Here is a 22,429-nt window from a genome sequence, read left to right as displayed (position 1 = left end):
CTCTGCGACGGTGAGGTGGTGGAGGCGATCCTCGACGAATTCGACAGCTACCTGGAGCTGCAGTGCCTTCGCTCGGTGCACACCCGCCGCGCGTATCTGGGTGATCTGCGGTCGTTGTTCGCATTCCTGGGCGAGCGCGCTCCCGACAGCGGCCTGCAGGCATTGAGCCTGCCGATCCTGAGGTCGTGGCTTGCCGCCGGGGCGGGTGCCGGCGCCGCCCGAACGACGCTGGCGCGCCGCACGTCGGCGGTCAAGACCTTCACCGCCTGGGCGATGCGGCGGGGTCTGCTGACCGGTGATCCCGCGGCTCGGTTGCAGGTGCCCAAGGCGCGCCGTGCGCTGCCGGCGGTGTTGCGGCAGGACCAGGCGCTGGCTGCCATGTCGGCGGCCAAATCCGGTTCCCAGCAAGGTGATCCGATGGCGTTGCGGGATCGTCTGATCGTCGAGTTGTTGTATGCCACCGGTATTCGGGTCAGCGAGCTGTGCGGGTTGGACATCGACGACATCGACAACGGGCACCGATTATTGCGAGTGTTGGGTAAGGGCAACAAGCAGCGCAGCGTGCCGTTCGGCGAGCCCGCGGCGGACGCCTTGCGCGGGTGGCTGACCGATGGCCGTCCGGAGCTGGTCACCGCGGATTCCGGTCCGGCGCTGCTGCTGGGGGCGCGGGGACGACGGCTCGACGTACGGCAAGCACGCACCGTGGTGCACGAGACGGTCGGCGCCGTGGACGGCGCTCCCGATATGGGTCCGCATGGCCTGCGGCACAGCGCGGCAACGCATCTGCTCGAGGGCGGGGCCGATCTGCGCGTCGTGCAGGAACTGCTGGGCCATTCCAGCCTGGCGACCACCCAGCTCTATACGCATGTCACCGTGGCCCGGCTGCGTGCGGTGCACGACCAGGCCCACCCGCGGGCCTGACTACCCGTGCAGCGGTTTCAGCCGTATCGGTGTCGACGCGAGTAGCCCCAGCGGGTCGACGTAGTCGGCGCCGGAGGCCGGACCCCACATCGCGCCCCAGTGCAGGCATGCCGCGACCGGGCAACCGGGATGTCCGGCCAGGAGCTCGCCGATCGCCGTCCCCCCGGTCAGCCGCTGTCCGACCTGCACATCGGCCCGCACCGGCTCGTAGCTGGTGCGCAGGCCGCCCGGATGGGTCAGCGACACCAGCGGGCGGCCGGCCAGCGTCCCGGTATACACCACGGTGGCGTCGCCCGCGGCGTAGACCGGCTGACCAGGCCTGCCCGCCAGGTCCACGCCGCGATGGCCACGGTTCCAGTTCGGCGAGGGAGCGTCGAAGGATCGCAGCACGGCCGGCGTCGGTCGCAGCGGCCACTGCAGCCGGACACCGTCACCGCCGGCCGGCGATGCGCAGACCAGCATCACCGCCGAGATCGTCGCCGCCCGTTGCACCCGGCCAGTTCACCCCGGCAGTCGCGAACCGGCCAGCCAGCGCTGTGGACAAAGCACCTGGGGAGAACCGTGTAAACTCCACTGCGCAGCCCGTATTACGAGCTGACTTCGCGCGTCTGCATCGCGTCTCCCGTTTCACCAGGAGTTCGCACCGCGTGCCGGGCGGTCCCGTCTGACAGCTTTACCAGCGGGTTCGGCATCGCAGCAGTCGCCAGGGCCAGGCGTCACCCGTCGCCAGGCATGAACCGACAAATGAAAGCCGGCAAATCCATGGCTGTTGTAACCATGAAGCAGCTGCTTGACAGCGGCACCCACTTCGGGCATCAGACCCGTCGCTGGAACCCCAAGATGAAGCGGTTCATCTTCACCGACCGCAACGGCATCTACATCATTGACCTGCAGCAGACGCTGACCTTCATCGACCAGGCGTACGAGTTCGTCAAAGAGACGGTCGCGCACGGCGGTTCGGTGCTGTTCGTCGGCACCAAGAAGCAGGCGCAGGAGTCCATCGCCGACGAGGCGACCCGGGTCGGCATGCCGTACGTCAACCAGCGCTGGCTGGGTGGCATGCTGACCAACTTCCAGACCGTCCACAAGCGCCTGCAGCGGCTCAAGGAGCTCGAGGCGATGGAGCAAACCGGTGGCTTCGAGGGCCGCACCAAGAAAGAAATCTTGATGCTGACCCGGGAGAAGAACAAGCTGGACCGCAGCCTCGGCGGTATCCGCGACATGGCGAAGGTTCCGTCGGCGGTCTGGGTGGTCGACACCAACAAGGAGCACATCGCCGTCGGTGAGGCCCGCAAGCTGGGCATCCCGGTCATCGCGATCCTGGACACCAACTGCGACCCCGACCTGGTCGACTACCCGATCCCGGGCAACGACGACGCGATCCGCTCGGCGGCGCTGCTGACCAAGGTGATCGCCTCCGCGGTGGCCGAAGGCCTGCAGGCGCGTGCCGGTGTGGGTCGCGGCGACGGCAAGCCCGAAGCCGAAGGTGCCGAGCCGCTGGCCGAATGGGAGCAGGAGCTGCTCGCATCGGCGACCGCTACCGCCGCGCCGGCCGAACAAGCCGCCGCGGTCGCAGCTGAATCAACCCCTGACCCTTCCTAGGAAAGGCCGAGATGGCGAACTACACCGCTGCCGACGTCAAGCGACTTCGGGAGCTGACCGGCGCCGGGATGCTGGACTGCAAAAACGCGCTGGTGGAGACCGACGGCGACTTCGGCAAGGCCGTCGAAGCGTTGCGGATCAAGGGTGCCAAGGACGTCGGCAAGCGCGCTGAGCGCGCTACCGCCGAGGGCCTGGTCGCCGCCAAGGGCGGCGCGCTGATCGAGCTGAACAGCGAGACCGACTTCGTCGCCAAGAATGCGGAGTTCCAGAAGGTCGCCAATGAGATCGTCAGCGCTGCTGCCGAGGCCAAGGCGACCGACGTCGATGCCCTCAAATCCGCCAAGGTCGGTGAAAAGACGGTCGAGCAGGTGATCGCCGAGCTGTCGGCAAAGATCGGCGAGAAGCTCGAGTTGCGCCGGGTCGCGTTCTTCGACGGCAACGTCGAGACCTACCTGCACAAGCGTGCGGCCGACCTGCCGCCCGGCGTGGGTGTGCTGGTCGAATACACCGGTGACGACACCAGCGCGGCGCACGCGGTCGCACTGCAGATCGCCGCGCTCAAGGCCCGCTTCCTGACTCGGGACGATGTTCCCGAAGAGGTGGTGGTTAGCGAACGGCGCATCGCCGAGGAGACCGCCAAGGAGGAGGGCAAGCCGGACCAGGCTCTGCCCAAGATCGTCGAGGGCCGGCTGAACGGTTTCTTCAAGGACGCCGTGCTACTCGAGCAGCCTTCAGTCTCGGACAACAAGAAGACGGTCAAGGCGTTGCTCGACGAAGCCGGTGTCACCGTGACCCGGTTCGCCCGGTTCGAGGTCGGCCAGCAGTAGCATCAGCCGAATGCGACACGTGCATGCATTCGGTGACGACGCACTGGGCCACCTCGACGCGGTGGGTGTTTCCGAGGCGATACAGGCGGGCCGCATCGGCAGGTCCGAGGTGGTCGAGGCGGCCATCGCCCGCACCGAGGCGGTCAATGCTGCGCTGAATGGCTTGGCCTTCAAGGCATTCGACCGTGCTCGAACTCAAGCGGCGGCACCGGCTCGCGCGGGACTGTTCAGCGGCGTGCCGACGTATATCAAGGACAACGTCGACCTCGCCGGACTGCCGACGATGCGTGGCACCGATGCGTGGCCGCCGCGGCCGGCCGACGTCGACAGCGACTTCGCCCGGATGTACCTGGCTACCGGCGTGACACCGCTGGGCAAGACCCAGATGTCGGAGTACGGGTTCAGCGCCTCGGCCGAACACCCCAGGCTCGGGCCGGTGCGCAACCCGTGGAACACCGACCACACCGCGGGTGCGTCGTCGTCGGGCTCCGCCGCGTTCGTCGCCGCGGGCGCCGTCCCGATCGCGCACGCCAACGACGGCGGCGGATCGATCCGAATTCCGGCGTCGTGCAACGGGCTTGTCGGGCTCAAGCCGTCCCGCGGTCGGCTACCGCTGGACAAAGAAGTCAGTCAGATGCCGATCCGCATAGTCGCCAACGGGATGGTCAGCCGGTCGGTGCGGGATACCGCGGCGTTTTACGCCGAGGCCGAGCGGATCTGGCCCGCCGGCAAGCTCCCACCCATCGGCCATGTGCAGCACGCGGGCGCGAAGCGGCTGCGGATCGCCGTCATCACCCATTCGCTGCTGCGGGAGTCCAGCCCCGAGGTCCGCGAGCTGACACTAAAATCCGCCGCACTGCTCGAAGAACTCGGCCATCGCGTCGACCACCTCGAAAAGCCGCCAGTCCCGACCAGTTTCGTCTCAGACTTCGTGCTGTACTGGGGTCTGCTGGCAATGGGCCAGATCCAGATGAACAAGCGCACCTTCGACGGATTCGACGTGACCCGGCTGGACAACCTGTCGCGGGGCTTGGATCGGCATGCGCGCCGCAATCTGCATCGCATCCCGGTGGCGTTGTTGCGGCTGTCCCGCACTCGGAGGCACACGGCCCGTCTGGCCCGCACCTACGACGTGGTGATGACGCCAACCTTGGCCGACGAGACACCGGAGGTCGGGTATCTCGACCCGATGGCCGACTACGAGCAGATTATCGACCGGCTGCAAGATTGGGTCGCGTTCACGCCGCTGCAGAACGTCACGGGGGAGCCGGCCATCTCGTTGCCATTGGCGTTGTCCGCCAACGGTTTGCCGGTGGGGATGATGTTCTCCGCGTCAACCGGACACGAGGCGCAGCTATTGGAACTGGCCTACGAACTCGAGGACGCCCGGCCCTGGGCGCGCATCGACCAGCAGGCCTAGTTCGGACAAATATGCCTAGTCGGGTCCCAGCGTCGCCAGCATCCGTTTGAACTCGCGTTGCTGGGCTGCCGACAGCTTGCCCAGCACCCGGGCGTCTGCCTCACCCACCGCGGCCTCGGCGCGTTCCAGCAGTGCCCGACCGTCCGCGGTGAGCGAGGCCGGTAGCGCACGGCCGGACGCCACCGACGCGGGGCGAGCCACCATCTGAGCACTCTCCAACTTGTGCAACACCGTGTTCATCGCCTGCGGCGAGACGTTACCGAGCCGGGCCAGGTCGGCGCTGGACAGCCCCGGGCTTGTGGAAAGCATTCGCATACAGACGAATTCGGGAAGCGTCAGGCTCAGCGGACTGAGCGCGGCCGCTACTTCGGGCCGTAGCGCGGCCATCACGTTGAACAGCAGATAGCCCAGCGGTGCGTCCTCGGTTGCTCCCATATCAACAATGTTGACATATATCAGCCTGGTTGATATACCTGGGATATGACTGAAACACCGAAATTCGATTTCGACTTCGATCCGGCCTACCGCGGCGAGGCCACTGAGTTCGCGGGCGCGCGGCCGCCGTGGAGCCTCGGCGAGCCGCAGCCGGAGATCGCCGCGCTCATCGACCAAGGCAAGATCACCGGCGACGTGCTGGACGCCGGCTGCGGCGAAGCGGCGTTATCGCTACACCTTGCCGCGTTGGGCCACAACACGGTTGGACTCGACGCCTCGCCCACCGCGATCACGCTGGCCACGGCGGAGGCCGCCAGGCAGGGGCTGACGAAGGCCTCCTTCAAGGTAGCCAACATCGCTGACTTCACGACCTGGCCAACCGGTTCCGAAGGCCGGTTCGACACCATCGTGGACAGCACCTTGTTTCACTCCATGCCCGTCGAGCTGCGCGACGGCTACCAGCGTTCGATCGTGCGGGCCGCCAAGCCGGGCGCGTCGTACTACGTACTGGTTTTCGCCAGAACGGGCGAAGGCGCTCCGGCCAACCCAGTGACCGACGACGAGCTTCGCGACGTCGTGTCGAAGTACTGGGTCATCGACGAGATCCGGCCGGCCCGCATTCACGGCAACTTCGTCGGCACCGACAGCCCCGAGTTCCCCTTCGAGGGCGTTTGCGACGAAGGTAACGGCCGTAAGTCGCTGCCGGCCTGGCTGCTGTCGGCCCACCTGGGCTGAGCCGGACGACGGAACCCGTCAGGTTCCGACGAGCTGACCAAACCGCTCGATGTGCGCATGCACATCGAGCGGTCCGTCGTAAACCTGTGCGGCTCCGGCGTCGACCAGCGCTTCCCGCGAAGTGCCGCCGGTGAGTACCGCGGCAACCGGCACGCCGGCGCGTTGTGCAGCGTGCACATCCCATACCGCATCGCCGAGGAAGATGGCGTCGGCCGATGTGGCGTCGACACGCTTTAACGCGGCGGCCACGATGTCGGGATGCGGCTTCGCGCGATCGGCATCGCCCGCGGACGTCACGGCGGTGATCAGGTCCTCGGAGTCGAGTGCGCTGCGTAGCACTTCCAACTCCTCGTCTCCGGCGGACGTGGCAAGCACCGACTGCCAACCTCTTTCGGCAATGGCCTCGAGCAGTTCACGCGTGCCGGGTAGCCGGCGCAGCAGCGGCGCGGAGTCGAGGAAGTATTTGGTGTGCAGCTTCTTCACGCGTGAGCCGTGCGCGTCGGCGAGCTCGTCGCCCAGCAGAGCGTTCATCAACTCGTCTCCCGACCGGCCGATGAGACCGAGGATTCGCCAGCACGGCACCTCTTTATCCACGTCGAGAAACGCGTGCTGCCAGGCCACGACGTGGTGGAAGTTGGAGTCCACCAGCGTGCCGTCGACGTCGAACAGGACGGTGGTCGGTGCCATCGCTACGGACCTTTCGGTTGATTCGGGCCAGCCGGTGGGTACCCACCGCATGAGTTGTTACGCAGCCAATACCGCAGCTCGGGTTGCCCGGCATCGACGCTATGGGCAACCATCGAATGTCGAGAGGTGAGCGATGCCCAAAACCACGAAGGGCGGCCAGCCCAAAGCCGACGAGCTACCGGGCACATTGCGGCGATCGAACGCCAAGGCGCAGCGCACATTTACCAAGGCGCACGACGCCGCTGCCGACCAGTACGGCAGCCCAGAGCGTGCCCACCGTGTCGCGTATGCGGCGCTCAAGCGCAGCTTCGAAAAGGTCGGTGACCGCTGGTTGCCGAAGAACAAGAGCGGACCTTCGGACGCCCGCGCCGAACGGGGCGGCCTGCACAACCCAATCCCGTCCGACGAGGGCGTCGACGCCAACGCCAGCAAAAAGCATCTGCTCGACATCGCCCGCAAGCTCGACATTTCCGGCCGGTCCGCGATGGACAAGTCGCAACTGATCGAAGCGATCAAGAAATACAACCGCAACGCGTGAGACGGGCAACTGAACCCAATTCTCGAACAGAGTCACCACCCGCCGGCGTTGAGGATCGCGCCGACAGTCGCGGTTACGATCACATAGGCTGCTGAGGTTTGGCAGGTGGAACCGACAAGGCGCCCTCGCGGTGCGTCATATCCGGATGAAAAGTGGGTCATGGCCGGCCGCGAGCGCGAACTGCAATTCAACGCCACCGACGTGGGTGACGCCCGCGTGCTCACTGTCGACGGTGTGCTGGATGCCAGCACGTACCTTCCGCTGCGCGAGGCCATCGTCAAAGCAGCGCTCGACGAACCTCGTCTCGTCGTCGTCGATATCAGCTGGCTGACCGTCCGTGAGGATCCGGCATGGGCGGTATTCACCAGCGCCCGCTGGCAGATCGCCGAGTGGCCCGGTGTGCCGATCGGTCTGGTCAGCCCGCACGAACAAGACCGAAACAATCTGCACCGCAACGGAATAACTCGATATGTGCCAATCTATCCCACGTTGACGTTGGCGCTTTCCGAGTTGACGGTTGATCTGCAGCAGCGCTATCGGCGGCGTGCCCGCGCGGTAATACCGGCCGGGCCGGGCAGCGTCCGCCGGTGTCGGGAGCTCGCCGCGGAGTGGTTGTCGGAGTGGTCGAGACTTGACTTCATTCATGTGGCGTCCCTGATCGCCACCGAGCTCGTCGAAGCCGCCCTCTCCGCCACTGACCGCGATTTCGTTCTTCGTGTGGAAACCGACGGCTCGACGGTGTCGGTAGTGGTGCAACACGTGGGCATCGCGAATCCGGTGCAACGGAAATCGGTTCACGACAACGTGTCCGGGCTCGACCTGGTCGTCGCGAACTCACGAGCCTGGGGGACATATACGACCCTGTCCGGCAACACCATCTGGGCCGTCGTCGGTCCCGAGAATCGTTTCTGAGCACCACCCGGCCGCGGTCTCGGCCGAGCAGTCGTCCTGCGCCGGTACGTCGAGAGCCTGATTGCCCTGCGGCAATTCGGGTATGCGGACCGCCATGAGTGGTGGAGATCACAGGACCGCTGAGGTCCGTCAGCAGGCACTGGACCAGGCCGAACAGGCGCGCACCGCGATGGAAGACAAGCGCGACGGCGGGGCCGGCGGGGTGAGTGGCTGGGTGGCCGAGCGAGCCGGCCAATGGGATCTCAGCGGTACCGACGAGACAGCATTGCAACGGCAGAAGTTCTTCTGGAACGTGCTGGTGGATTACTGGTTCCGGATGGAGATCGACGGCTGGGAAAACGTCGGAGATCCACCGGCGCTACTGATCGGCATCCACTCCGGCGCGCCATTCGTGTGGGACGCCTGGACGGTGGGCCTGCAGTGGTGGCGACGGTTCGGGCCCGAGCGTCCATTGCACGGCACCGCCCACGACGCGCTGATGGCCATTCCCGGCATCGGCCGCTATTTCCGTTCGATGGGAGTGCTGCCCGCGGCCCCCGATGCGATCGCGACGGCATTGGCCGAGGGACACGATGTCGCGTTGTGGCCTGGCGGCGAGGTGGACTCGTTGCGTCCCTGGAGTGAGCGCGACCAGGCAAACCTGGCCGGACGCAAGGGTTTTGTGAAGATGGCGATCCGCGCGGGAGTGCCGATCGTGCCGATCGCCACCGTCGGAGGCGCCGACGCCATGCCGGTGCTGATCCGCGGTGATCGCCTATCGCGCGTCCTGCGCTTGGACAAACTGTTGCGGCTCAAGGTTTTTCCGCTCGCTATCTCGCTGCCCTGGGGGATCGCCCCGGCCGCGCTCCCGCAATTGCCGCTGCCGGCCAAGATCCGGACCCGATTCATGCCCGCAATCGAGATCGACAACGACCCGGCACGCGCCGACGATTATGAGTACATCGACCGCAAGTATCACGAGGTCGAAGACAGCATTCAGCGCGGGATGGACGCGCTGGCGCGCAAGCGCGCACTGCCAGTTTTCGGCTAGCCGTACCGACAAGCAACGAGGCCCGGTCCGCATTGGACCGGGCCTCGTTGACTGACGAGCTAGTTCTGGTGCGATTGCTGACGCTTCTCCGCTGCCTCTTCGCCGCCGCGAGCTGCCTCGGCTTCGGCTTCCTTCTTGGCGACGTCGCGCTGAGCCGACGCCTTGTCCTGCTGGGCTTCGCCCTCTTTTTCGAGGTTCTCGTTACCCACCACGGTGCCAACGGCTTCTTTGGCCAGACCCTTGGCGCCCTCGACTACACCCTTGATGCCTTCTGCAGGCCCGCTCTTGTTGTCGTCCGACATGAGTCCTCCTATATGGCTTGCGCCTTATTCGTTGCCGGCCCATGGCTGGACCGGTGGCTTCGGAGCGCGTTATGTGCCCTTGCGGCTCCACAGAGGCAGTTCCCGCGGTGCCCGGGCACCAAACCTCGTGAGCGACGCAGTCGTCGGCGATTGGCGGCTCCGAACTATCAAGACCTGGTAGGACCGTCCGCGTCGGCGGATGTGACGCCGAACACGGCGAATTCGGCTCAGGCAGCCAAAGCGGTCGACTCCTGGGACGGGCGGCCAACGATAAGGCAGGATGGACCCGGCTGACGTGGGGACAGCCGTCGCGGGGACAGCTGCAGGGCGTCCTCGGTGTGCAAGGAGTCAGATGACGGAGCAGGAGCCGACAGGCACCAACGGCGCCGAGTCCTCGAGCCGAGACAAATACACACGCGTATTGCTCAAACTCGGTGGCGAGATGTTCGGCGGCGGTCAGGTTGGCCTGGATCCCGACGTGGTGGCGCTGGTCGCCCGTCAGATCGCCGAAGTGGTCCGAACGGGCGTGCAAGTTGCCGTGGTGATCGGCGGGGGCAACTTCTTCCGTGGCGCGCAGCTGCAGCAGCGCGGCATGGAACGCACCCGGTCCGACTATATGGGGATGCTCGGCACCGTGATGAACAGTCTTGCGTTGCAAGATTTTCTGGAAAAAGAAGGCATCGCCACCAGGGTGCAGACGGCGATCACCATGGGTCAGGTGGCCGAGCCGTACCTTCCGTTACGAGCCGTGCGCCATCTCGAAAAGGGGCGGGTGGTCATTTTCGGCGCCGGTATGGGGCTGCCGTACTTTTCGACCGACACCACCGCCGCGCAGCGGGCCTTGGAGATCGGCGCCGACGTGGTGTTGATGGCCAAGGCCGTCGACGGGGTTTTCGCCGAGGATCCGCGGATCAATCCCGGGGCCGAATTGTTCACGGCGATTTCCCACCGGGAAGTCATCGACCGCGGTCTCCAGGTGGCCGACGCGACCGCCTTCAGCTTGTGCATGGACAATCGCATGCCGATCCTGGTTTTCAACCTGCTGACCGATGGCAATATCGCTCGTGCCGTCGCGGGTGAGAAAATCGGAACGCTGGTGTCCACGTGAGAGAGGAGCAGCGGAAATGCCCGCCGGCGACGATGCAGAGCGCAGCGATGAGGAGAAGCGGCGGAAATGATTGACGAGACTCTCTTTGATGCCGAAGAGAAGATGGAAAAAGCCGTATCGGTGAGTCGCGACGATTTGTCGACCATCCGGACCGGCCGCGCGAACCCGAGCATGTTCAACCGCGTCAATATCGACTACTACGGGTCTGCCACCCCGATCACCCAACTGGCCAGCATCAACGTTCCGGAAGCGCGGTTGGTCGTCATCAAGCCGTACGAAGCCGGTCAGCTCGGAAACATCGAAGCGGCGATCCGCAACTCCGACCTCGGCGTCAACCCCTCCAATGACGGCACGCTGATCCGGATCGCGGTACCGCAGCTGACCGAGGAACGTCGTCGCGAGCTGGTCAAGCAAGCCAAATCCAAAGGCGAGGACGCCAAGGTGTCGGTGCGTAACATCCGCCGAAAGGCGATGGAGGAACTGCACCGGATTCGCAAAGACGGCGAAGCCGGCGAGGACGAGGTCTCGCGCGCCGAGAAGGACCTCGACAAGTCCACCCAGCAGTACGTGACCCAGATCGAGGACCTGGTCAAGCACAAGGAAAGCGAGCTGCTGGAGGTCTAGCGGCCGATCAGCAGACAACGTCCGTGGCAGAGACCGATACCGGCGCAGACATCCCCGCCGAGGACTCGGTGCAGGAGCCTGCGGCCGGCAAGAAAAAGAAATCGCGGGCCGGTCGCAACCTACCTGCAGCGATCGCCGTCGGCGCCGCCATCGGCTTCACGATCATTGCGATCCTGGTGTGGGACCGCTACCTGTGGGTCTTTCTGCTTGCCGCAGCGATGCCCATCGCCACTCACGAGGTGGTGCGCAGGCTGCGCGAGGCCGGTTACCTGATCCCGGTCGTCCCGCTCCTGGTTGGCGGCGAAGCTATGGTCTGGCTGGCCTGGTACCAGCATGCGTACGGTCTGCTCGCGGGCTTTGGCGCCACCACGGTTGTCTGCATGTTCTGGCGGCTGGCGCTCGGCACCACGACGGCGTCTGACGGATCCGCCGACTCGCCGTCGGGGAACTATCTGCGCGACGTGGCGGCCACCGTCTTCCTCGCCGCCTGGGTGCCGCTGTTCGGGTCGATCAGCGTGCTGCTGGCCTTTCCGTCGGACGGCTCAGTCCGGGTGTTCAGCCTGATGATCGGCGTGGTCGCCTCCGATGTGGGCGGGTACGCAGTCGGCGTGCTGTTCGGTAAACACCCGATGGTCCCGACGGTCAGTCCGAAGAAGTCGTGGGAAGGATTGGCCGGCTCGCTGTTATTCGGGATCACCGCGGTCACGGTGACCCTGACCCAGCTGGCCCACCGGCCGGTGTGGGTCGGCCTGCTGCTCGGTCTGACGATCGTGGCCACCGCAACGCTGGGTGACCTGGTGGAATCGCAGATCAAGCGCGACCTGGGCATCAAGGACATGGGCCGAATCCTGCCCGGCCACGGCGGCCTGATGGATCGGCTGGACGGGGCGCTACCGTCGGCGGTCGCCACCTGGGCCGTCCTGACCCTGTTGCCCTGAGGTCTGCGAATCATGAAACAGGAGTTGGTATTCGAAGCGTCGCGGCGCGCGCTGCCGCCGCGACACCTGGCCGACCTCGACGACGCCGCAAGCGCGGAGGCCGTCGCGGCGCTGGGTCTGCCGCCGTTTCGGGCCAAGCAGTTGGCGAACCAGTACTACGGCCGATTGATCGCCGACCCGCAGCAGATGACCGACCTGCCAGCTGCGGTCCGGGCCCAGGTAACCGATGCGCTGTTTCCGACGCTGCTGACGGTGGCCCGCGAGATCACCTGTGATGCCGGCGAAACGCGAAAGACGTTGTGGCGCGCGGTCGACGGCACCACCTTCGAGTCGGTGCTGATGCGTTACCCGAAGCGCAACACGGTGTGTATCTCGTCGCAGGCGGGCTGCGGGATGGCGTGCCCGTTCTGCGCGACCGGCCAGGGCGGTCTGACCCGGAATCTGTCGGCCGCCGAGATCGTCGAGCAGGTTCGTGCCGCGGCCGCGACGCTTCGCGACGAGTGGGGCGACCGGTTGTCCAACGTGGTGTTCATGGGCATGGGGGAGCCGCTGGCCAACTACGCCCGGGTGCTGACAGCGGTACGGCGGATCACCGGGTCGGCGGAGAAAGGGGCCGGCTTCGGCATCTCGGCGCGGTCGGTCACGGTGTCGACGGTCGGCCTGGCCCCGGCCATCCGCAGACTCGCCGACGAGCGGCTCGGGGTGACGCTGGCGCTGTCGCTGCATGCCCCGGATGACGAGCTACGCGACACCCTGGTGCCGGTCAACAACCGGTGGAAGGTCGGCGAAGCGCTGGATGCCGCCCACTATTACGCCGAGCAGACGGGTCGTCGGGTTTCGGTGGAGTACGCGTTGATCCGCGACGTCAACGATCAACCGTGGCGCGCGGACCTGCTGGGCAAGCGGCTACACCGGGCGCTGGGCCCGTTGGTGCACGTGAATCTGATTCCGCTGAACCCGACACCGGGTAGCGAATGGGATGCCAGCCCGAAGGGCGCGGAGCGGGAATTCGTCCGACGGGTCCGCGCGGCCGGCGTTGCCTGCACGGTGCGCGATACGCGAGGGCGGGAGATCGCCGCCGCATGTGGCCAGTTGGCCGCCGAGCTGTCTACTTGAGCCAGCCGCGCCGACGGCCCCACATGTCGCGCACGAGGAAGAACAGGCCGAGCAGCGCGAAGCCGATCACCCAGATGTCCTCGACGTGGCCGACGTGGTTGCCGCGCAAGAAGGCCACCAGCAGCCCGATGATCAGGAAACCGGTGATGTGCCAGGTGCGGTAGTTGATTTTGCTCCAGCCCCAGTCCGCCGACGGCACATCGGCGACGTCGACCCCGTCGGAGCGCTCCACCTCGGTACCGGCCACAGCAAACTCCTCGGATAGGGATCGGGATGTCTGCACATTCTGGCACACGGTCCACGGGGCCGGCTTCTCAGCGGGCCGCCTAAGCCGCCCGCATCGTCGCCGACCGGAGATTCGTCGGGCGCGGCGGCGGCGCGGCACAATGAGTGGGTGACCGAACGCCGCGATGGCAGCCCACCTAGCGTCCAGAGTGAAGCCGGCTTCACGCTCGGCGCCCACGGCCGTCGCCTCCGGACCCTGGTGTTGGGGAGCACCGGTTCCATCGGCACCCAGGCGCTCGAGGTCATCGCCGCCAACCCTGACCGCTTCGAGCTGGTGGGGCTGGCGGCCGGCGGCGGACACCCGGAGCTGCTGGCCCGACAGCGGGCCCAGACTGGAGTGACCAATATCGCCGTCGCCGACGAGCGCGCCGCGCAGGCCGTCGGCAAGGTCACCTACAGCGGGCCCGACGCCGCGACCCGGCTGATCGAGAGCACCGAGGCCGACGTCGTGTTGAACGCCTTGGTTGGCGCGCTGGGGCTGCAGCCGACGCTGACCGCGCTGGCCTCGGGTGCCCGCTTGGCCTTGGCCAATAAGGAGTCGCTGATCGCCGGCGGACCGCTGGTGCTGGGCGCCGCTCAGCCCGGCCAGATCGTGCCGGTGGACTCCGAGCACTCCGCGCTGGCGCAGTGTCTGCGCGGTGGCAGCGCGGACGAGGTCGCCAAGCTGGTGCTCACCGCGTCGGGCGGCCCGTTCCGGGGTTGGTCGGCCGTTCAGCTCGAGCACGTCACCCCCGAGCAGGCCGGTGCCCATCCGACCTGGTCCATGGGGCCGATGAATACGTTGAACTCGGCGTCTCTGGTCAACAAGGGGCTCGAGCTCATCGAGGCCCATCTGCTGTTCGGCATCCCCTACGGCCGCATCGATGTGGTGGTGCATCCGCAGTCGATCGTGCATTCGATGGTCACGTTCACCGACGGCTCGACGATCGCCCAGGCCAGCCCGCCGGACATGAAACTGCCGATCGCGCTTGCCCTGGGCTGGCCGGACCGGGTGCCTGCGGCGGCCGCGGCCTGCGACTTCTCCACCGCGTCGACGTGGGAGTTCGAGCCGCTGGACGACGAGGTTTTCCCCGCCGTAGCGCTCGCTCGGCAGGCCGGCCAAACGGGTGGTTGCATGACCGCCGTCTACAACGCCGCGAACGAAGAGGCGGCCGAGGCATTCCTAGCCGGGCGGATCGGTTTCCCCGCAATCGTGCAAACAATCGCGGACGTCCTGAGCGCCGCCGACCCGTGGGCCGCAGAACCCGCTACCGTGGAAGACGTACTCGACGCGCAGCGCTGGGCACGTGCTGAGGCACTCGGTCTGATCAAGCGCGCCACACAGGAGGTTTCACCGACTCGATGATGTTCGTTATCGGCATCGTGTTGTTCGCGCTCGCCATTCTCATTTCCGTGGCGCTGCACGAATGCGGCCACATGTGGGTCGCGCTGGGCACCGGCATGAAGGTGCGCCGCTACTTCGTCGGTTTCGGCCCGACCTTGTGGTCGACGCGCCGCGGCGAAACCGAATACGGCCTCAAGGCGATCCCAGCCGGCGGCTTCTGCGACATCGCCGGCATGACGTCGGTGGAAGAACTACAACCCGACGAACACGACCGAGCAATGTACAAGCAGAAGACGTGGAAACGGGTCGCGGTGCTGTTCGCCGGTCCGGGCATGAACTTCGTGATCGGCTTGGTGCTGATCTACGCCATCGCGGTCATCTGGGGGCTGCCCAACCTGCATCCCACCGCTGTTATCGGCCAAACAGCTTGTGCGGCAGGCGAAATCAAGCAAGGCGACTTCGAGAAGTGCACGGGTGACGGACCGGCGGCCGCCGCCGGGATCCGGGCCGGCGACGTGGTGCTCAAGGTCGGCGACACCCCGGTCACCGACTTCTCCGACATGGCCGGAGTTGTGCAGAAGCTGCACGGCACCGTCCCGGTCGTGATCAAGCGCGACGGTCAGACGATGACCAAATACGTCGACATCACCCAGCGTCAGCGCTGGGTGGCCAACGGCAAAAACGGCGCCAAGCCGGCGAAGATCGGCGTCATGGGTGTCGTCGGCACCCAGCCCGGGCCCACCCACTACAACCCGGTCAGCGCGATACCGGGAACCTTCAGCTTCACCGGCAACCTGACCGTGCTGCTGGGCAAGTCGCTCATTGCCATCCCGTCCAAGGTCGGCGCGCTGGTCCACGCGATCGGCGGGGGAGAGCGTGCACTCGACACCCCGATCAGCGTCGTCGGCGCGAGCATCATCGGCGGAGACACCGTGGATCACGGCGTTTGGATGGCGTTCTGGCTGTTCCTGGCCCAACTGAACTTCATCCTCGGCGTGATCAACCTGGTGCCGCTGCTGCCGTTCGACGGCGGCCACATCGCCATCGCGCTGTTCGAGAAGCTGCGCAACATGATTCGCACGGCTCGCGGCAAGGTCGCGGCGGGGCCGGTCAACTACCTGAAACTGATGCCCGCGACATACGTAGTGTTGGTACTGGTCGTCGGTTACATGCTGCTGACGGTGACCGCGGATGTGGTCAACCCGATCCGGCTGTTCCAGTAGCGCGGGCCCGTCCGCCGCATGGCCCCGGGCGTAACCCGAACGAACGAAAGCGAGAGAAGGCAAACAGTGACCACAGGTCTGGGTATGCCGGCAGCGCCGGCGCCCACGCTGGCACCGCGGCGCAAGACGCGACAGCTGATGGTCCGAGACGTCGGGGTGGGCAGCGATCACCCGATTTCGGTGCAGTCGATGTGCACCACCAAAACTCACGACGTCAACGCGACCCTGCAGCAGATCGCCGAGTTGACCGCCGCCGGCTGCAACATCGTGCGAGTGGCCTGCCCGCGGCAGGAGGATGCCGACGCGCTTGCCGCGATCGCCACGAAGAGCCAGATCCCGGTCATCGCCGACATCCACTTTCAGCCGAAATACATCTTCGCCGCGATCGACGCCGGCTGCGCCGCGGTCCGGGTAAACCCGGGCAACATCAAGGAATTCGACGGCCGCGTCGGGGAGGTCGCGAAAGCCGCTGGCGCAGCGGGTATTCCGATCCGTATCGGCGTCAATGCCGGATCGCTGGACAAGCGGTTCATGGAGAAGTACGGCAAGGCGACCCCTGAAGCGCTCGTTGAGTCGGCGCTGTGGGAAGCGTCGCTGTTCGAGGAGCACGGCTTCTCCCAACTCAAGATCAGCGTCAAGCACAACGACCCGGTCGTCATGGTCGCGGCGTACGAGCAACTCGCCGCCGAGTGCGACTACCCGCTGCACCTGGGCGTCACCGAGGCCGGTCCGGCCTTCCAGGGCACCATCAAGTCGGCCGTCGCATTCGGCGCTCTGCTGTCGCGGGGCATCGGCGACACCATCCGGGTTTCGCTCTCGGCGCCGCCGGTCGAGGAAGTCAAGGTTGGAACTCAGATTCTCGAGTCGCTGAACCTGCGGCCGCGCGGGCTGGAGATCGTGTCCTGCCCGTCGTGCGGACGTGCGCAGGTCGACGTCTACAAGTTGGCCAACGAAGTCACAGCCGGTCTGGACGGGCTCGACGTGCCGCTGCGGGTGGCCGTGATGGGCTGCGTCGTCAACGGGCCGGGGGAGGCTCGCGAGGCCGACCTCGGCGTCGCCTCGGGCAACGGCAAGGGCCAGATCTTCGTCCGCGGTGAGGTGATCAAGACCGTGCCCGAGGCGCAGATCGTCGAGACATTGATTGAAGAGGCAATGCGATTGGCTAACGAGACGGGCGCGGACGGGTCAACGGCGAGCGGTACGCCAGTTGTGACCGTAAGCTGATATTGGGCTAATCGGGCTCAATATCCGGTCGCAGAAAGAGTCAGTATGTCGGCTCCGCCGATCCGCCGCATGGTCAGCGAGCGACGGGTGTCAGTTGTGCGCGATGGCACTTCGGTGCGCCGGGTTTTCGACGAAGACCCGGTCGGCTCGTGCATGGTGGCCGCCAGGGTCGCCGATCACGGTTTGGATTCCAATTCGATCGGCGGTGAGCTGTGGACGCGCCGCGGGCCGGAGGAGTCGTTGTGCTACGCCGGCGCCAACCTGATTCCGCTGCGTGGCCGACTCGACGACTTGTACGCATTCGCTGATGCGGCGCTGACCGGGTCACGACGGTGCTCGTCGCTGGTCGGGCGGGCCGAGTTCGTGATGCCGATGTGGCAGCGCCTCGAGCCGGCCTGGGGCCCCGCGCGCGATGTGCGGGACCGTCAACCGTTGATGGCGCTGACCACGATGCCGACCTGCGCGATCGATCCGGGGGTGCGGCAAGTCAAGCCGGACGAACTCGACACCTATCTGGTAGCGGCGATCGACATGTTCATCGGCGAGGTGGGCGTCGACCCGCGGATCGGCGATGGCGGGCGCGGCTACCGCCGCCGGGTCGCCAGCCTGATCGCGGCGGGGCGGGCATGGGCTCGTTTCGAAAACGGCGAGGTGGTCTTCAAGGCCGAGGTCGGATCGCAGAGCCCGACGGTCAGCCAGATCCAGGGCGTGTGGGTACATCCCGAATGGCGTGGCCGCGGCCTCGGCACGGCCGGCACCGCGACGCTGTCCGCGGTCATCGTCGGCACCGGCCGCACCGCCAGCCTGTACGTCAACGACTTCAACGCCGTGGCGCGGGCAACATACGACCGGATCGGCTTCGACGAGATCGGCACGTTCGCCACCGTTCTGCTGGACTGACCAACCTGCGCTTCGCTAACCACGCCGAGATCGACGTCAGCGCGATCTCCACTCGCACTTTTGCGCGCTGCCGTCGATCTCGATGCGCACGATGACCCTTTCTCGGTGCGCCTCCGCCGGTCGGCGGTACCAATTCCATAACATCAGCCACAATGGCAACAAAATTCACAATGGCATCAGCAGCCACAGTTGGTGCTGCGGTACTCGTGGTGACGGGCGCGGTCTCGTCCTGCACGCCGAAACAAGAGGGGCCTGCGCCCGCGGCCGAGAAGTTCTTCGCGGCGTTGGCCACCGGCGACACTGCGGCGGCCGCCGACCTCAGCGACAACCCCAGTGATGCACGCGAAGCTCTCAATGCTGCCTGGGCGGGTCTGCAGGCCAGCCACCTCGACACCCAGATTCTCGGATCGAAGTACGCCGAGGACACCGGGTCGATCAGCTACCGCTACACCTGGCATCTGCCCAAGAACCGGAGGTGGACGTACGACGGGCAGCTGAAAATGGCTCGCTACGAAGGTCATTGGCAGATCCGCTGGAGCAGCACCGACCTGCATCCTCATCTCGGTGAGCATCAGACGCTGGCGCTGCGCGCGGATCCTCCCAAGCGCGCCTCGGTCAACGAAGTCGGCGGCAGCGACGTGCTGGCGCCGGGCTACCTGTACCACTACACCTTGGACGCGTCGAAGGCCGGCGCATTCCTGATCAGCACCGCCCGGTCGGTGGTCGACGTTCTGCATCCCCTCGACGACACGATCAACGACCCGCAGCGACTGGCCGAGCAGGCCAGCGGCACAGGTAAGCCGGTTGATCTGATCACGCTGCGCACCGATGACAACAACAACATCGCCCCAGCTCTCGGCAGCATGCCTGGTGTGGTGATCACACCGCAGGCTGAACTGCTACCGACGGACTATCACTTCGCGCCGGCGCTGATCAACCAGGTCAAGAAGGCGGTGATCGACGAGCTCGACGGCGAGGCGGGCTGGCGCGTGGTCAGCATCAACCAAAACAACGTCGACCTAGCGGTGCTTCACGAGGTTCAACCGGCCCCGGCCCCGTCGGTGTCGATCAGCCTGGACCGTACCGTGCAGAACGCTGCTCAGCGCGCGGTGGACAACCAGGGCCGCCAGGCGATGATCGTGGTGATCAAACCGTCGACGGGGGAGATCCTCGCCGTCGCGCAGAATTCCGCCGCCGACGCGCTGGGGCCGACGGCCACCACCGGCCTCTACCCGCCAGGGTCGACGTTCAAGATGGTCACCGCGGGCGCGGCGCTCGAACGCGATATGGCAAGTCCCAACACGCTTTTGGGCTGCCCAGGCCATCTCGACATCGGACAGCGTGTTGTTCCCAACTACGGCGGGTTCGATCTGGGCACGGTGCCGATGTCACGCGCGTTCGCCAGTTCGTGCAACACCACCTTCGCCCAGCTGGCCAGCCAGATGCCGCCGCGGGGTCTGACGCAGGCCGCCAACAAGTACGGCATAGGGCTGGACTATCAGATCGACGGCCTGAGCACGGTCACCGGATCGGTGCCGCCGACCGTCGATCTTGCCGAGCGCACCGAGGACGGCTTCGGCCAGGGCAAGGTGTTGGCGTCCCCGTTCGGTATGGCGATGGTCGCGGCGACGGTGGCGGCCGGAAAGGCGCCGGTGCCCAAGCTCATCGAGGGACGGCCCACGACGATCACCGGGGACACCAGTCCGATCAGCGAGAAGATGATCGAAGGTCTGCGCCCGATGATGCGACTGGTGGTGACCAACGGCACCGGCAAGGAGATTGCCGGATGCGGCGAGGTGTACGGCAAGACCGGTGAGGCCGAGTTCCCCGGCGGTTCGCATTCCTGGTTCGCCGGCTACCGCGGCGATCTGGCCTTCGCGTCGCTGATCGTCGGGGGAGGCAGCTCCGAGTACGCGGTGCGGATGACCAAGTTCATGTTCGAGTCGATGCCCGCCGATTACCTGGCCTGAAAGCCGTTCGGCGACAACAACTTGGGCAAAAAGCTGCCGCCCGGCCGCGAGGGGCGGCCGGGCGACAGGTTTTCATTTCGCCGAGCCTGCAGACCCCGGGGGCTCCGGCGTTGTCCCACCTGCTGGCTCGACGTCTGGCGTCTGGACCGGTGGGCAAGACCCCCATCCCCACCGGTCCAGACGGCCACCTCCTCTACAGAGGTGGATATATCTACTGCCGTTGGCTCGCACATGAGTCCCAATTTCCCCCATGGCGGACGAGCCGTTGACGGGTCGAAGCGTATAACAGATTGGCCGCCGAGTTAAGCAAAGCGCTAAAAAAAAACTCAGGCGAACCACTAACAGCGTTCAGCCTACTCTTACCTGCGGTTCGAGGATGTTTGATCCGTTAGATAACTGAACCAATACGGCGTGTCGGCGGCCCGGTTGCGGGCACGAATGGGTAGCGCAAGCCAAAATTGCACGTCAACGCCTTACAATTAACTGAAAGGCCGTGGCGAGATGGTGATCGGACTCGCCAGAGAAGCGAGGAATGCCCGGTTCGTGTCTCACGATGTGAGAGCTAATCCGGAAAGCTGGATACGAAATCCGGTTTTGTGAATGCCGTGTCTGAGAAGCGCCAACAATGGTTTGACGTCTCGATCAATAATGTCGATACTCAAGAACAAGATCAATTCAATTCAGCATTAAATTTGAATGTCTCGGCGCAAATGGCCCTCGGTGGCGGTTCACAGCGAACTCAATTGCGTACTTCCAGGATCAACTCGCCGTGCCCTGCGGGGTGGTCGTACAGCGTCCGTCGCAGCGACCCGCGGCGGTAGATTGGAACAGCCATGACACGTCCAGACGAACTGTCCGAACTGCGCGTCTCCGATGCCGACCGCAACGGCACCCTGCGGCGCCTCCACAACGCCGTCGCCCTCGGACTGATCGACATCAGCGAGTTCGAGGAGCGGTCGACCCACGTGTCCTACGCCCGGACCCGCAACGAGCTCGACAGCCTAGTCGGCGATCTGCCCGGTCCTGGGGCGATCGTCACCTCTGCCGCCGACCGGGTCGAACTGCGGGGGTGGGCCGGCTCGCTCAAGCGCCACGGCGAATGGACCGTCCCCACCCGGCTGGCGCTGGTGCGTCGAATGGGATCGGTCGAGCTGGATCTGGTCAAAGCCAGATTCGCGGGACCGGTGGTGGTCATCGAACTCGACATGCGGTTCGGTTCGGTTGAGATCCGATTGCCCGAAGGCGCCAGCGCTTCCCTCGACGACGTCGAGGTCTACGGCGGCAGTGCCAGCGATCGGCGAAAGGTCGCGCCGGCAGAGGGCACGCCGCACGTCGTGTTGACCGGGCGGGTGGTCTGCGGCTCGGTGAAGGTCAAGGGTCCGCGCCGGTCGCTGGTGCGCCGCCGCGGCCGCGTCTGAGGTACCGGATTACGGATACCCTGACAACATGCCTGTTCGTTCCGCTTTGTCCGCCGGCGTAGTCTCCGCGACCCTCCCGGTGCCCAGGTCGATCGCGCGCCCGGAATACGTCGGCAAGTCGACGGCACGCGAGGGCACCGAGCCGTGGGTGCAGACGCCCGAGGTGATCGAGAAGATGCGGGTCGCCGGGCAGATCGCCGCCAGCGCGCTCGCCGAGGCGGGTAAGGCCGTCGCCCCTGGAGTGACGACTGACGAGCTGGATCGGATCGCCCACGACTACATGGTCGACCACGGCTCCTACCCGTCGACCCTGGGCTACAAGGGTTACCCGAAATCCTGCTGCACGTCGCTGAACGAGGTTATCTGCCACGGTATTCCGGACTCGACCGTGATCGAAGACGGCGACATCGTCAACATCGACGTTACGGCGTACGTCGACGGTGTCCACGGCGACACCAATGCCACGTTTCTGGCGGGCGACGTCTCAGAGGAGCACCGGCTGCTGGTCGAGCGCACCCACGAGGCCACCATGCGAGCGATCAAAGCCGTCAAACCCGGCCGCGCGCTGTCGGTGGTCGGCCGGGTGATCGAGTCGTATGCAAACCGGTTCGGCTACAACGTCGTTCGCGATTTCACCGGCCATGGCATCGGCACCACATTTCACAACGGCCTGGTGGTGCTGCACTACGATCAGCCCGCCGTCACAACCATCCTCGAGCCGGGGATGACCTTCACCATCGAGCCGATGATCAACCTCGGGTCGCTGGATTACGAGATCTGGGACGACGATTGGACCGTCGTCACCAAAGATCGCAAGTGGACCGCGCAATTCGAGCACACCCTGCTTGTCACCGACTCCGGCGTGGAAATCCTGACTGTTCCATGACCCC

At 65.8% G+C, this 22,429-nt stretch carries 24 protein-coding genes; 19 read left to right on the top strand and 5 right to left on the bottom strand.

Annotated features, from left to right (window positions below; translation table 11 throughout):
* Positions 1–18: 18 nt before the first annotated feature.
* A complete protein-coding gene (locus ACQY5A_RS17410; RefSeq protein ID WP_428341612.1) occupies positions 19–921 on the top strand; it encodes a tyrosine recombinase XerC in 903 nt (300 codons plus the stop codon).
* On the opposite strand, the gene ACQY5A_RS17405 is transcribed toward ACQY5A_RS17410, so the two are convergent.
* Positions 922–1,383, bottom strand: a complete 462-nt coding sequence (locus ACQY5A_RS17405) for a M23 family metallopeptidase (protein ID WP_428343210.1) — start codon at positions 1,381–1,383, stop codon at positions 922–924.
* A gap of 300 nt (positions 1,384–1,683) precedes the next feature.
* On the opposite strand from ACQY5A_RS17405, the gene rpsB reads away from it, so the two are divergent.
* From rpsB to ACQY5A_RS17390, 3 genes are read left to right on the top strand one after another with little or no spacing between them, the layout of a single operon-like run.
* Positions 1,684–2,523 carry a 30S ribosomal protein S2 gene (gene rpsB, locus ACQY5A_RS17400; protein WP_428341611.1) on the top strand — a complete coding sequence of 280 codons (840 nt, stop codon included), beginning with the start codon at positions 1,684–1,686 and terminating at the stop codon, positions 2,521–2,523.
* A gap of 11 nt (positions 2,524–2,534) precedes the next feature.
* A complete protein-coding gene (gene tsf, locus ACQY5A_RS17395; RefSeq protein ID WP_428341610.1) occupies positions 2,535–3,350 on the top strand; it encodes a translation elongation factor Ts in 816 nt (271 codons plus the stop codon).
* Between the two features lie 10 nt (positions 3,351–3,360).
* On the top strand, positions 3,361–4,770 hold the full coding sequence (locus ACQY5A_RS17390; RefSeq protein WP_428341609.1) for an amidase: 1,410 nt from the start codon (positions 3,361–3,363) through the stop codon (positions 4,768–4,770).
* 15 nt (positions 4,771–4,785) lie between these two features.
* Here the strand turns inward: ACQY5A_RS17390 and ACQY5A_RS17385 are convergent, their stop codons facing one another.
* A complete protein-coding gene (locus ACQY5A_RS17385) occupies positions 4,786–5,205 on the bottom strand; it encodes a MarR family winged helix-turn-helix transcriptional regulator (RefSeq protein WP_428341608.1) in 420 nt (139 codons plus the stop codon).
* Between the two features lie 45 nt (positions 5,206–5,250).
* Here ACQY5A_RS17385 and ACQY5A_RS17380 point away from each other — a divergent pair, with 45 nt between their 5' ends.
* Entirely contained in the window at positions 5,251–5,940 is a 690-nt protein-coding gene (locus tag ACQY5A_RS17380) for a class I SAM-dependent methyltransferase (RefSeq protein WP_428341607.1), read from the top strand.
* Between the two features lie 18 nt (positions 5,941–5,958).
* On the opposite strand, the gene ACQY5A_RS17375 is transcribed toward ACQY5A_RS17380, so the two are convergent.
* Entirely contained in the window at positions 5,959–6,627 is a 669-nt protein-coding gene (locus tag ACQY5A_RS17375) for an HAD family hydrolase (RefSeq protein ID WP_428341606.1), read from the bottom strand.
* Positions 6,628–6,760: 133 nt separating this feature from the next.
* On the opposite strand from ACQY5A_RS17375, the gene ACQY5A_RS17370 reads away from it, so the two are divergent.
* From ACQY5A_RS17370 to ACQY5A_RS17360, 3 genes are all read left to right on the top strand, one after another.
* Positions 6,761–7,165 carry a ChaB family protein gene (locus ACQY5A_RS17370; RefSeq protein ID WP_428341605.1) on the top strand — a complete coding sequence of 135 codons (405 nt, stop codon included), beginning with the start codon at positions 6,761–6,763 and terminating at the stop codon, positions 7,163–7,165.
* 159 nt (positions 7,166–7,324) lie between these two features.
* Positions 7,325–8,077, top strand: coding sequence for an STAS domain-containing protein (locus ACQY5A_RS17365; RefSeq protein WP_428341604.1), 753 nt, complete (start codon positions 7,325–7,327; stop codon positions 8,075–8,077).
* A gap of 94 nt (positions 8,078–8,171) precedes the next feature.
* Complete coding sequence (locus ACQY5A_RS17360; RefSeq protein ID WP_428341603.1) at positions 8,172–9,107, top strand: lysophospholipid acyltransferase family protein; 936 nt, start codon at positions 8,172–8,174, stop codon at positions 9,105–9,107.
* Between the two features lie 59 nt (positions 9,108–9,166).
* On the opposite strand, the gene ACQY5A_RS17355 is transcribed toward ACQY5A_RS17360, so the two are convergent.
* Positions 9,167–9,409: a CsbD family protein gene (locus tag ACQY5A_RS17355; protein ID WP_428341602.1), complete on the bottom strand. Its 243-nt coding sequence runs from the start codon at positions 9,407–9,409 to the stop codon at positions 9,167–9,169.
* A 352-nt stretch (positions 9,410–9,761) separates the two neighbouring features.
* Here ACQY5A_RS17355 and pyrH point away from each other — a divergent pair, with 352 nt between their 5' ends.
* From pyrH to rlmN, 4 genes are all read left to right on the top strand, one after another.
* The gene (pyrH, locus tag ACQY5A_RS17350; RefSeq protein ID WP_428341601.1) at positions 9,762–10,517 is read left to right on the top strand and encodes a UMP kinase; all 756 of its coding nucleotides are present in this window, start codon (positions 9,762–9,764) and stop codon (positions 10,515–10,517) included.
* A gap of 66 nt (positions 10,518–10,583) precedes the next feature.
* Positions 10,584–11,141, top strand: a complete 558-nt coding sequence (gene frr / locus ACQY5A_RS17345) for a ribosome recycling factor (RefSeq protein WP_428341600.1) — start codon at positions 10,584–10,586, stop codon at positions 11,139–11,141.
* Between the two features lie 23 nt (positions 11,142–11,164).
* Positions 11,165–12,079 carry a phosphatidate cytidylyltransferase gene (locus tag ACQY5A_RS17340; RefSeq protein WP_428341599.1) on the top strand — a complete coding sequence of 305 codons (915 nt, stop codon included), beginning with the start codon at positions 11,165–11,167 and terminating at the stop codon, positions 12,077–12,079.
* A gap of 12 nt (positions 12,080–12,091) precedes the next feature.
* Positions 12,092–13,195, top strand: a complete 1,104-nt coding sequence (gene rlmN / locus ACQY5A_RS17335) for a 23S rRNA (adenine(2503)-C(2))-methyltransferase RlmN (protein WP_428341598.1) — start codon at positions 12,092–12,094, stop codon at positions 13,193–13,195.
* On the opposite strand, the gene ACQY5A_RS17330 is transcribed toward rlmN, so the two are convergent.
* Positions 13,188–13,442, bottom strand: a complete 255-nt coding sequence (locus tag ACQY5A_RS17330) for a DUF2631 domain-containing protein (protein WP_428341597.1) — start codon at positions 13,440–13,442, stop codon at positions 13,188–13,190. The genes rlmN and ACQY5A_RS17330 overlap by 8 nt on opposite strands.
* Positions 13,443–13,676: 234 nt before the next feature.
* Here ACQY5A_RS17330 and dxr point away from each other — a divergent pair, with 234 nt between their 5' ends.
* From dxr to map, 7 genes are all read left to right on the top strand, one after another.
* Positions 13,677–14,825 (top strand): 1-deoxy-D-xylulose-5-phosphate reductoisomerase, encoded by a 1,149-nt coding sequence (dxr, locus tag ACQY5A_RS17325; protein WP_428343209.1) that lies wholly within the window; start codon positions 13,677–13,679, stop codon positions 14,823–14,825.
* Positions 14,822–16,027 carry a M50 family metallopeptidase gene (locus ACQY5A_RS17320; protein WP_428341596.1) on the top strand — a complete coding sequence of 402 codons (1,206 nt, stop codon included), beginning with the start codon at positions 14,822–14,824 and terminating at the stop codon, positions 16,025–16,027. The genes dxr and ACQY5A_RS17320 overlap by 4 nt, the downstream gene beginning before the upstream one ends.
* A gap of 66 nt (positions 16,028–16,093) precedes the next feature.
* The gene (gene ispG / locus ACQY5A_RS17315) at positions 16,094–17,251 is read left to right on the top strand and encodes a flavodoxin-dependent (E)-4-hydroxy-3-methylbut-2-enyl-diphosphate synthase (RefSeq protein WP_428341595.1); all 1,158 of its coding nucleotides are present in this window, start codon (positions 16,094–16,096) and stop codon (positions 17,249–17,251) included.
* A gap of 45 nt (positions 17,252–17,296) precedes the next feature.
* Entirely contained in the window at positions 17,297–18,151 is an 855-nt protein-coding gene (locus tag ACQY5A_RS17310; RefSeq protein WP_428341594.1) for a GNAT family N-acetyltransferase, read from the top strand.
* Positions 18,152–18,303: 152 nt separating this feature from the next.
* Complete coding sequence (locus tag ACQY5A_RS17305; RefSeq protein ID WP_428341593.1) at positions 18,304–20,121, top strand: penicillin-binding transpeptidase domain-containing protein; 1,818 nt, start codon at positions 18,304–18,306, stop codon at positions 20,119–20,121.
* Positions 20,122–20,954: 833 nt separating this feature from the next.
* Complete coding sequence (locus ACQY5A_RS17300) at positions 20,955–21,539, top strand: DUF1707 SHOCT-like domain-containing protein (protein ID WP_428341592.1); 585 nt, start codon at positions 20,955–20,957, stop codon at positions 21,537–21,539.
* Between the two features lie 28 nt (positions 21,540–21,567).
* Positions 21,568–22,425 carry a type I methionyl aminopeptidase gene (gene map / locus ACQY5A_RS17295; RefSeq protein ID WP_428341591.1) on the top strand — a complete coding sequence of 286 codons (858 nt, stop codon included), beginning with the start codon at positions 21,568–21,570 and terminating at the stop codon, positions 22,423–22,425.
* The last annotated feature ends 4 nt before the right edge of the window (positions 22,426–22,429 follow it).

Origin of the sequence: Mycobacterium sp., from assembly GCF_965277065.1 — a bacterium.
In the GTDB taxonomy this organism is placed as follows: domain Bacteria; phylum Actinomycetota; class Actinomycetes; order Mycobacteriales; family Mycobacteriaceae; genus Mycobacterium.
The sequence above is the reverse complement of the archived record's forward strand: the minus strand, read 5'-3'. Positions and strand labels throughout refer to the sequence as shown.

Bases quoted from the DNA above. Each gene is read 5' to 3' on its own strand.
- ACQY5A_RS17405 (WP_428343210.1), bottom strand. From the start codon at position 1,383: ATGCTGGTCTGCGCATCGCCGGCCGGCGGTGACGGTGTCCGGCTGCAG.
- rpsB (WP_428341611.1), top strand. From the start codon at position 1,684: ATGGCTGTTGTAACCATGAAGCAGCTGCTTGACAGCGGCACCCACTTC.
- tsf (WP_428341610.1), top strand. From the start codon at position 2,535: ATGGCGAACTACACCGCTGCCGACGTCAAGCGACTTCGGGAGCTGACC.
- ACQY5A_RS17390 (WP_428341609.1), top strand. From the start codon at position 3,361: ATGCGACACGTGCATGCATTCGGTGACGACGCACTGGGCCACCTCGAC.
- ACQY5A_RS17385 (WP_428341608.1), bottom strand. From the start codon at position 5,205: ATGGGAGCAACCGAGGACGCACCGCTGGGCTATCTGCTGTTCAACGTG.
- ACQY5A_RS17380 (WP_428341607.1), top strand. From the start codon at position 5,251: ATGACTGAAACACCGAAATTCGATTTCGACTTCGATCCGGCCTACCGC.
- ACQY5A_RS17375 (WP_428341606.1), bottom strand. From the start codon at position 6,627: ATGGCACCGACCACCGTCCTGTTCGACGTCGACGGCACGCTGGTGGAC.
- ACQY5A_RS17370 (WP_428341605.1), top strand. From the start codon at position 6,761: ATGCCCAAAACCACGAAGGGCGGCCAGCCCAAAGCCGACGAGCTACCG.
- ACQY5A_RS17365 (WP_428341604.1), top strand. From the start codon at position 7,325: ATGGCCGGCCGCGAGCGCGAACTGCAATTCAACGCCACCGACGTGGGT.
- ACQY5A_RS17360 (WP_428341603.1), top strand. From the start codon at position 8,172: ATGAGTGGTGGAGATCACAGGACCGCTGAGGTCCGTCAGCAGGCACTG.
- ACQY5A_RS17355 (WP_428341602.1), bottom strand. From the start codon at position 9,409: ATGTCGGACGACAACAAGAGCGGGCCTGCAGAAGGCATCAAGGGTGTA.
- pyrH (WP_428341601.1), top strand. From the start codon at position 9,762: ATGACGGAGCAGGAGCCGACAGGCACCAACGGCGCCGAGTCCTCGAGC.
- frr (WP_428341600.1), top strand. From the start codon at position 10,584: ATGATTGACGAGACTCTCTTTGATGCCGAAGAGAAGATGGAAAAAGCC.
- rlmN (WP_428341598.1), top strand. From the start codon at position 12,092: ATGAAACAGGAGTTGGTATTCGAAGCGTCGCGGCGCGCGCTGCCGCCG.
- ACQY5A_RS17320 (WP_428341596.1), top strand. From the start codon at position 14,822: ATGATGTTCGTTATCGGCATCGTGTTGTTCGCGCTCGCCATTCTCATT.
- ACQY5A_RS17310 (WP_428341594.1), top strand. From the start codon at position 17,297: ATGTCGGCTCCGCCGATCCGCCGCATGGTCAGCGAGCGACGGGTGTCA.
- ACQY5A_RS17305 (WP_428341593.1), top strand. From the start codon at position 18,304: ATGGCAACAAAATTCACAATGGCATCAGCAGCCACAGTTGGTGCTGCG.
- ACQY5A_RS17300 (WP_428341592.1), top strand. From the start codon at position 20,955: ATGACACGTCCAGACGAACTGTCCGAACTGCGCGTCTCCGATGCCGAC.
- map (WP_428341591.1), top strand. From the start codon at position 21,568: ATGCCTGTTCGTTCCGCTTTGTCCGCCGGCGTAGTCTCCGCGACCCTC.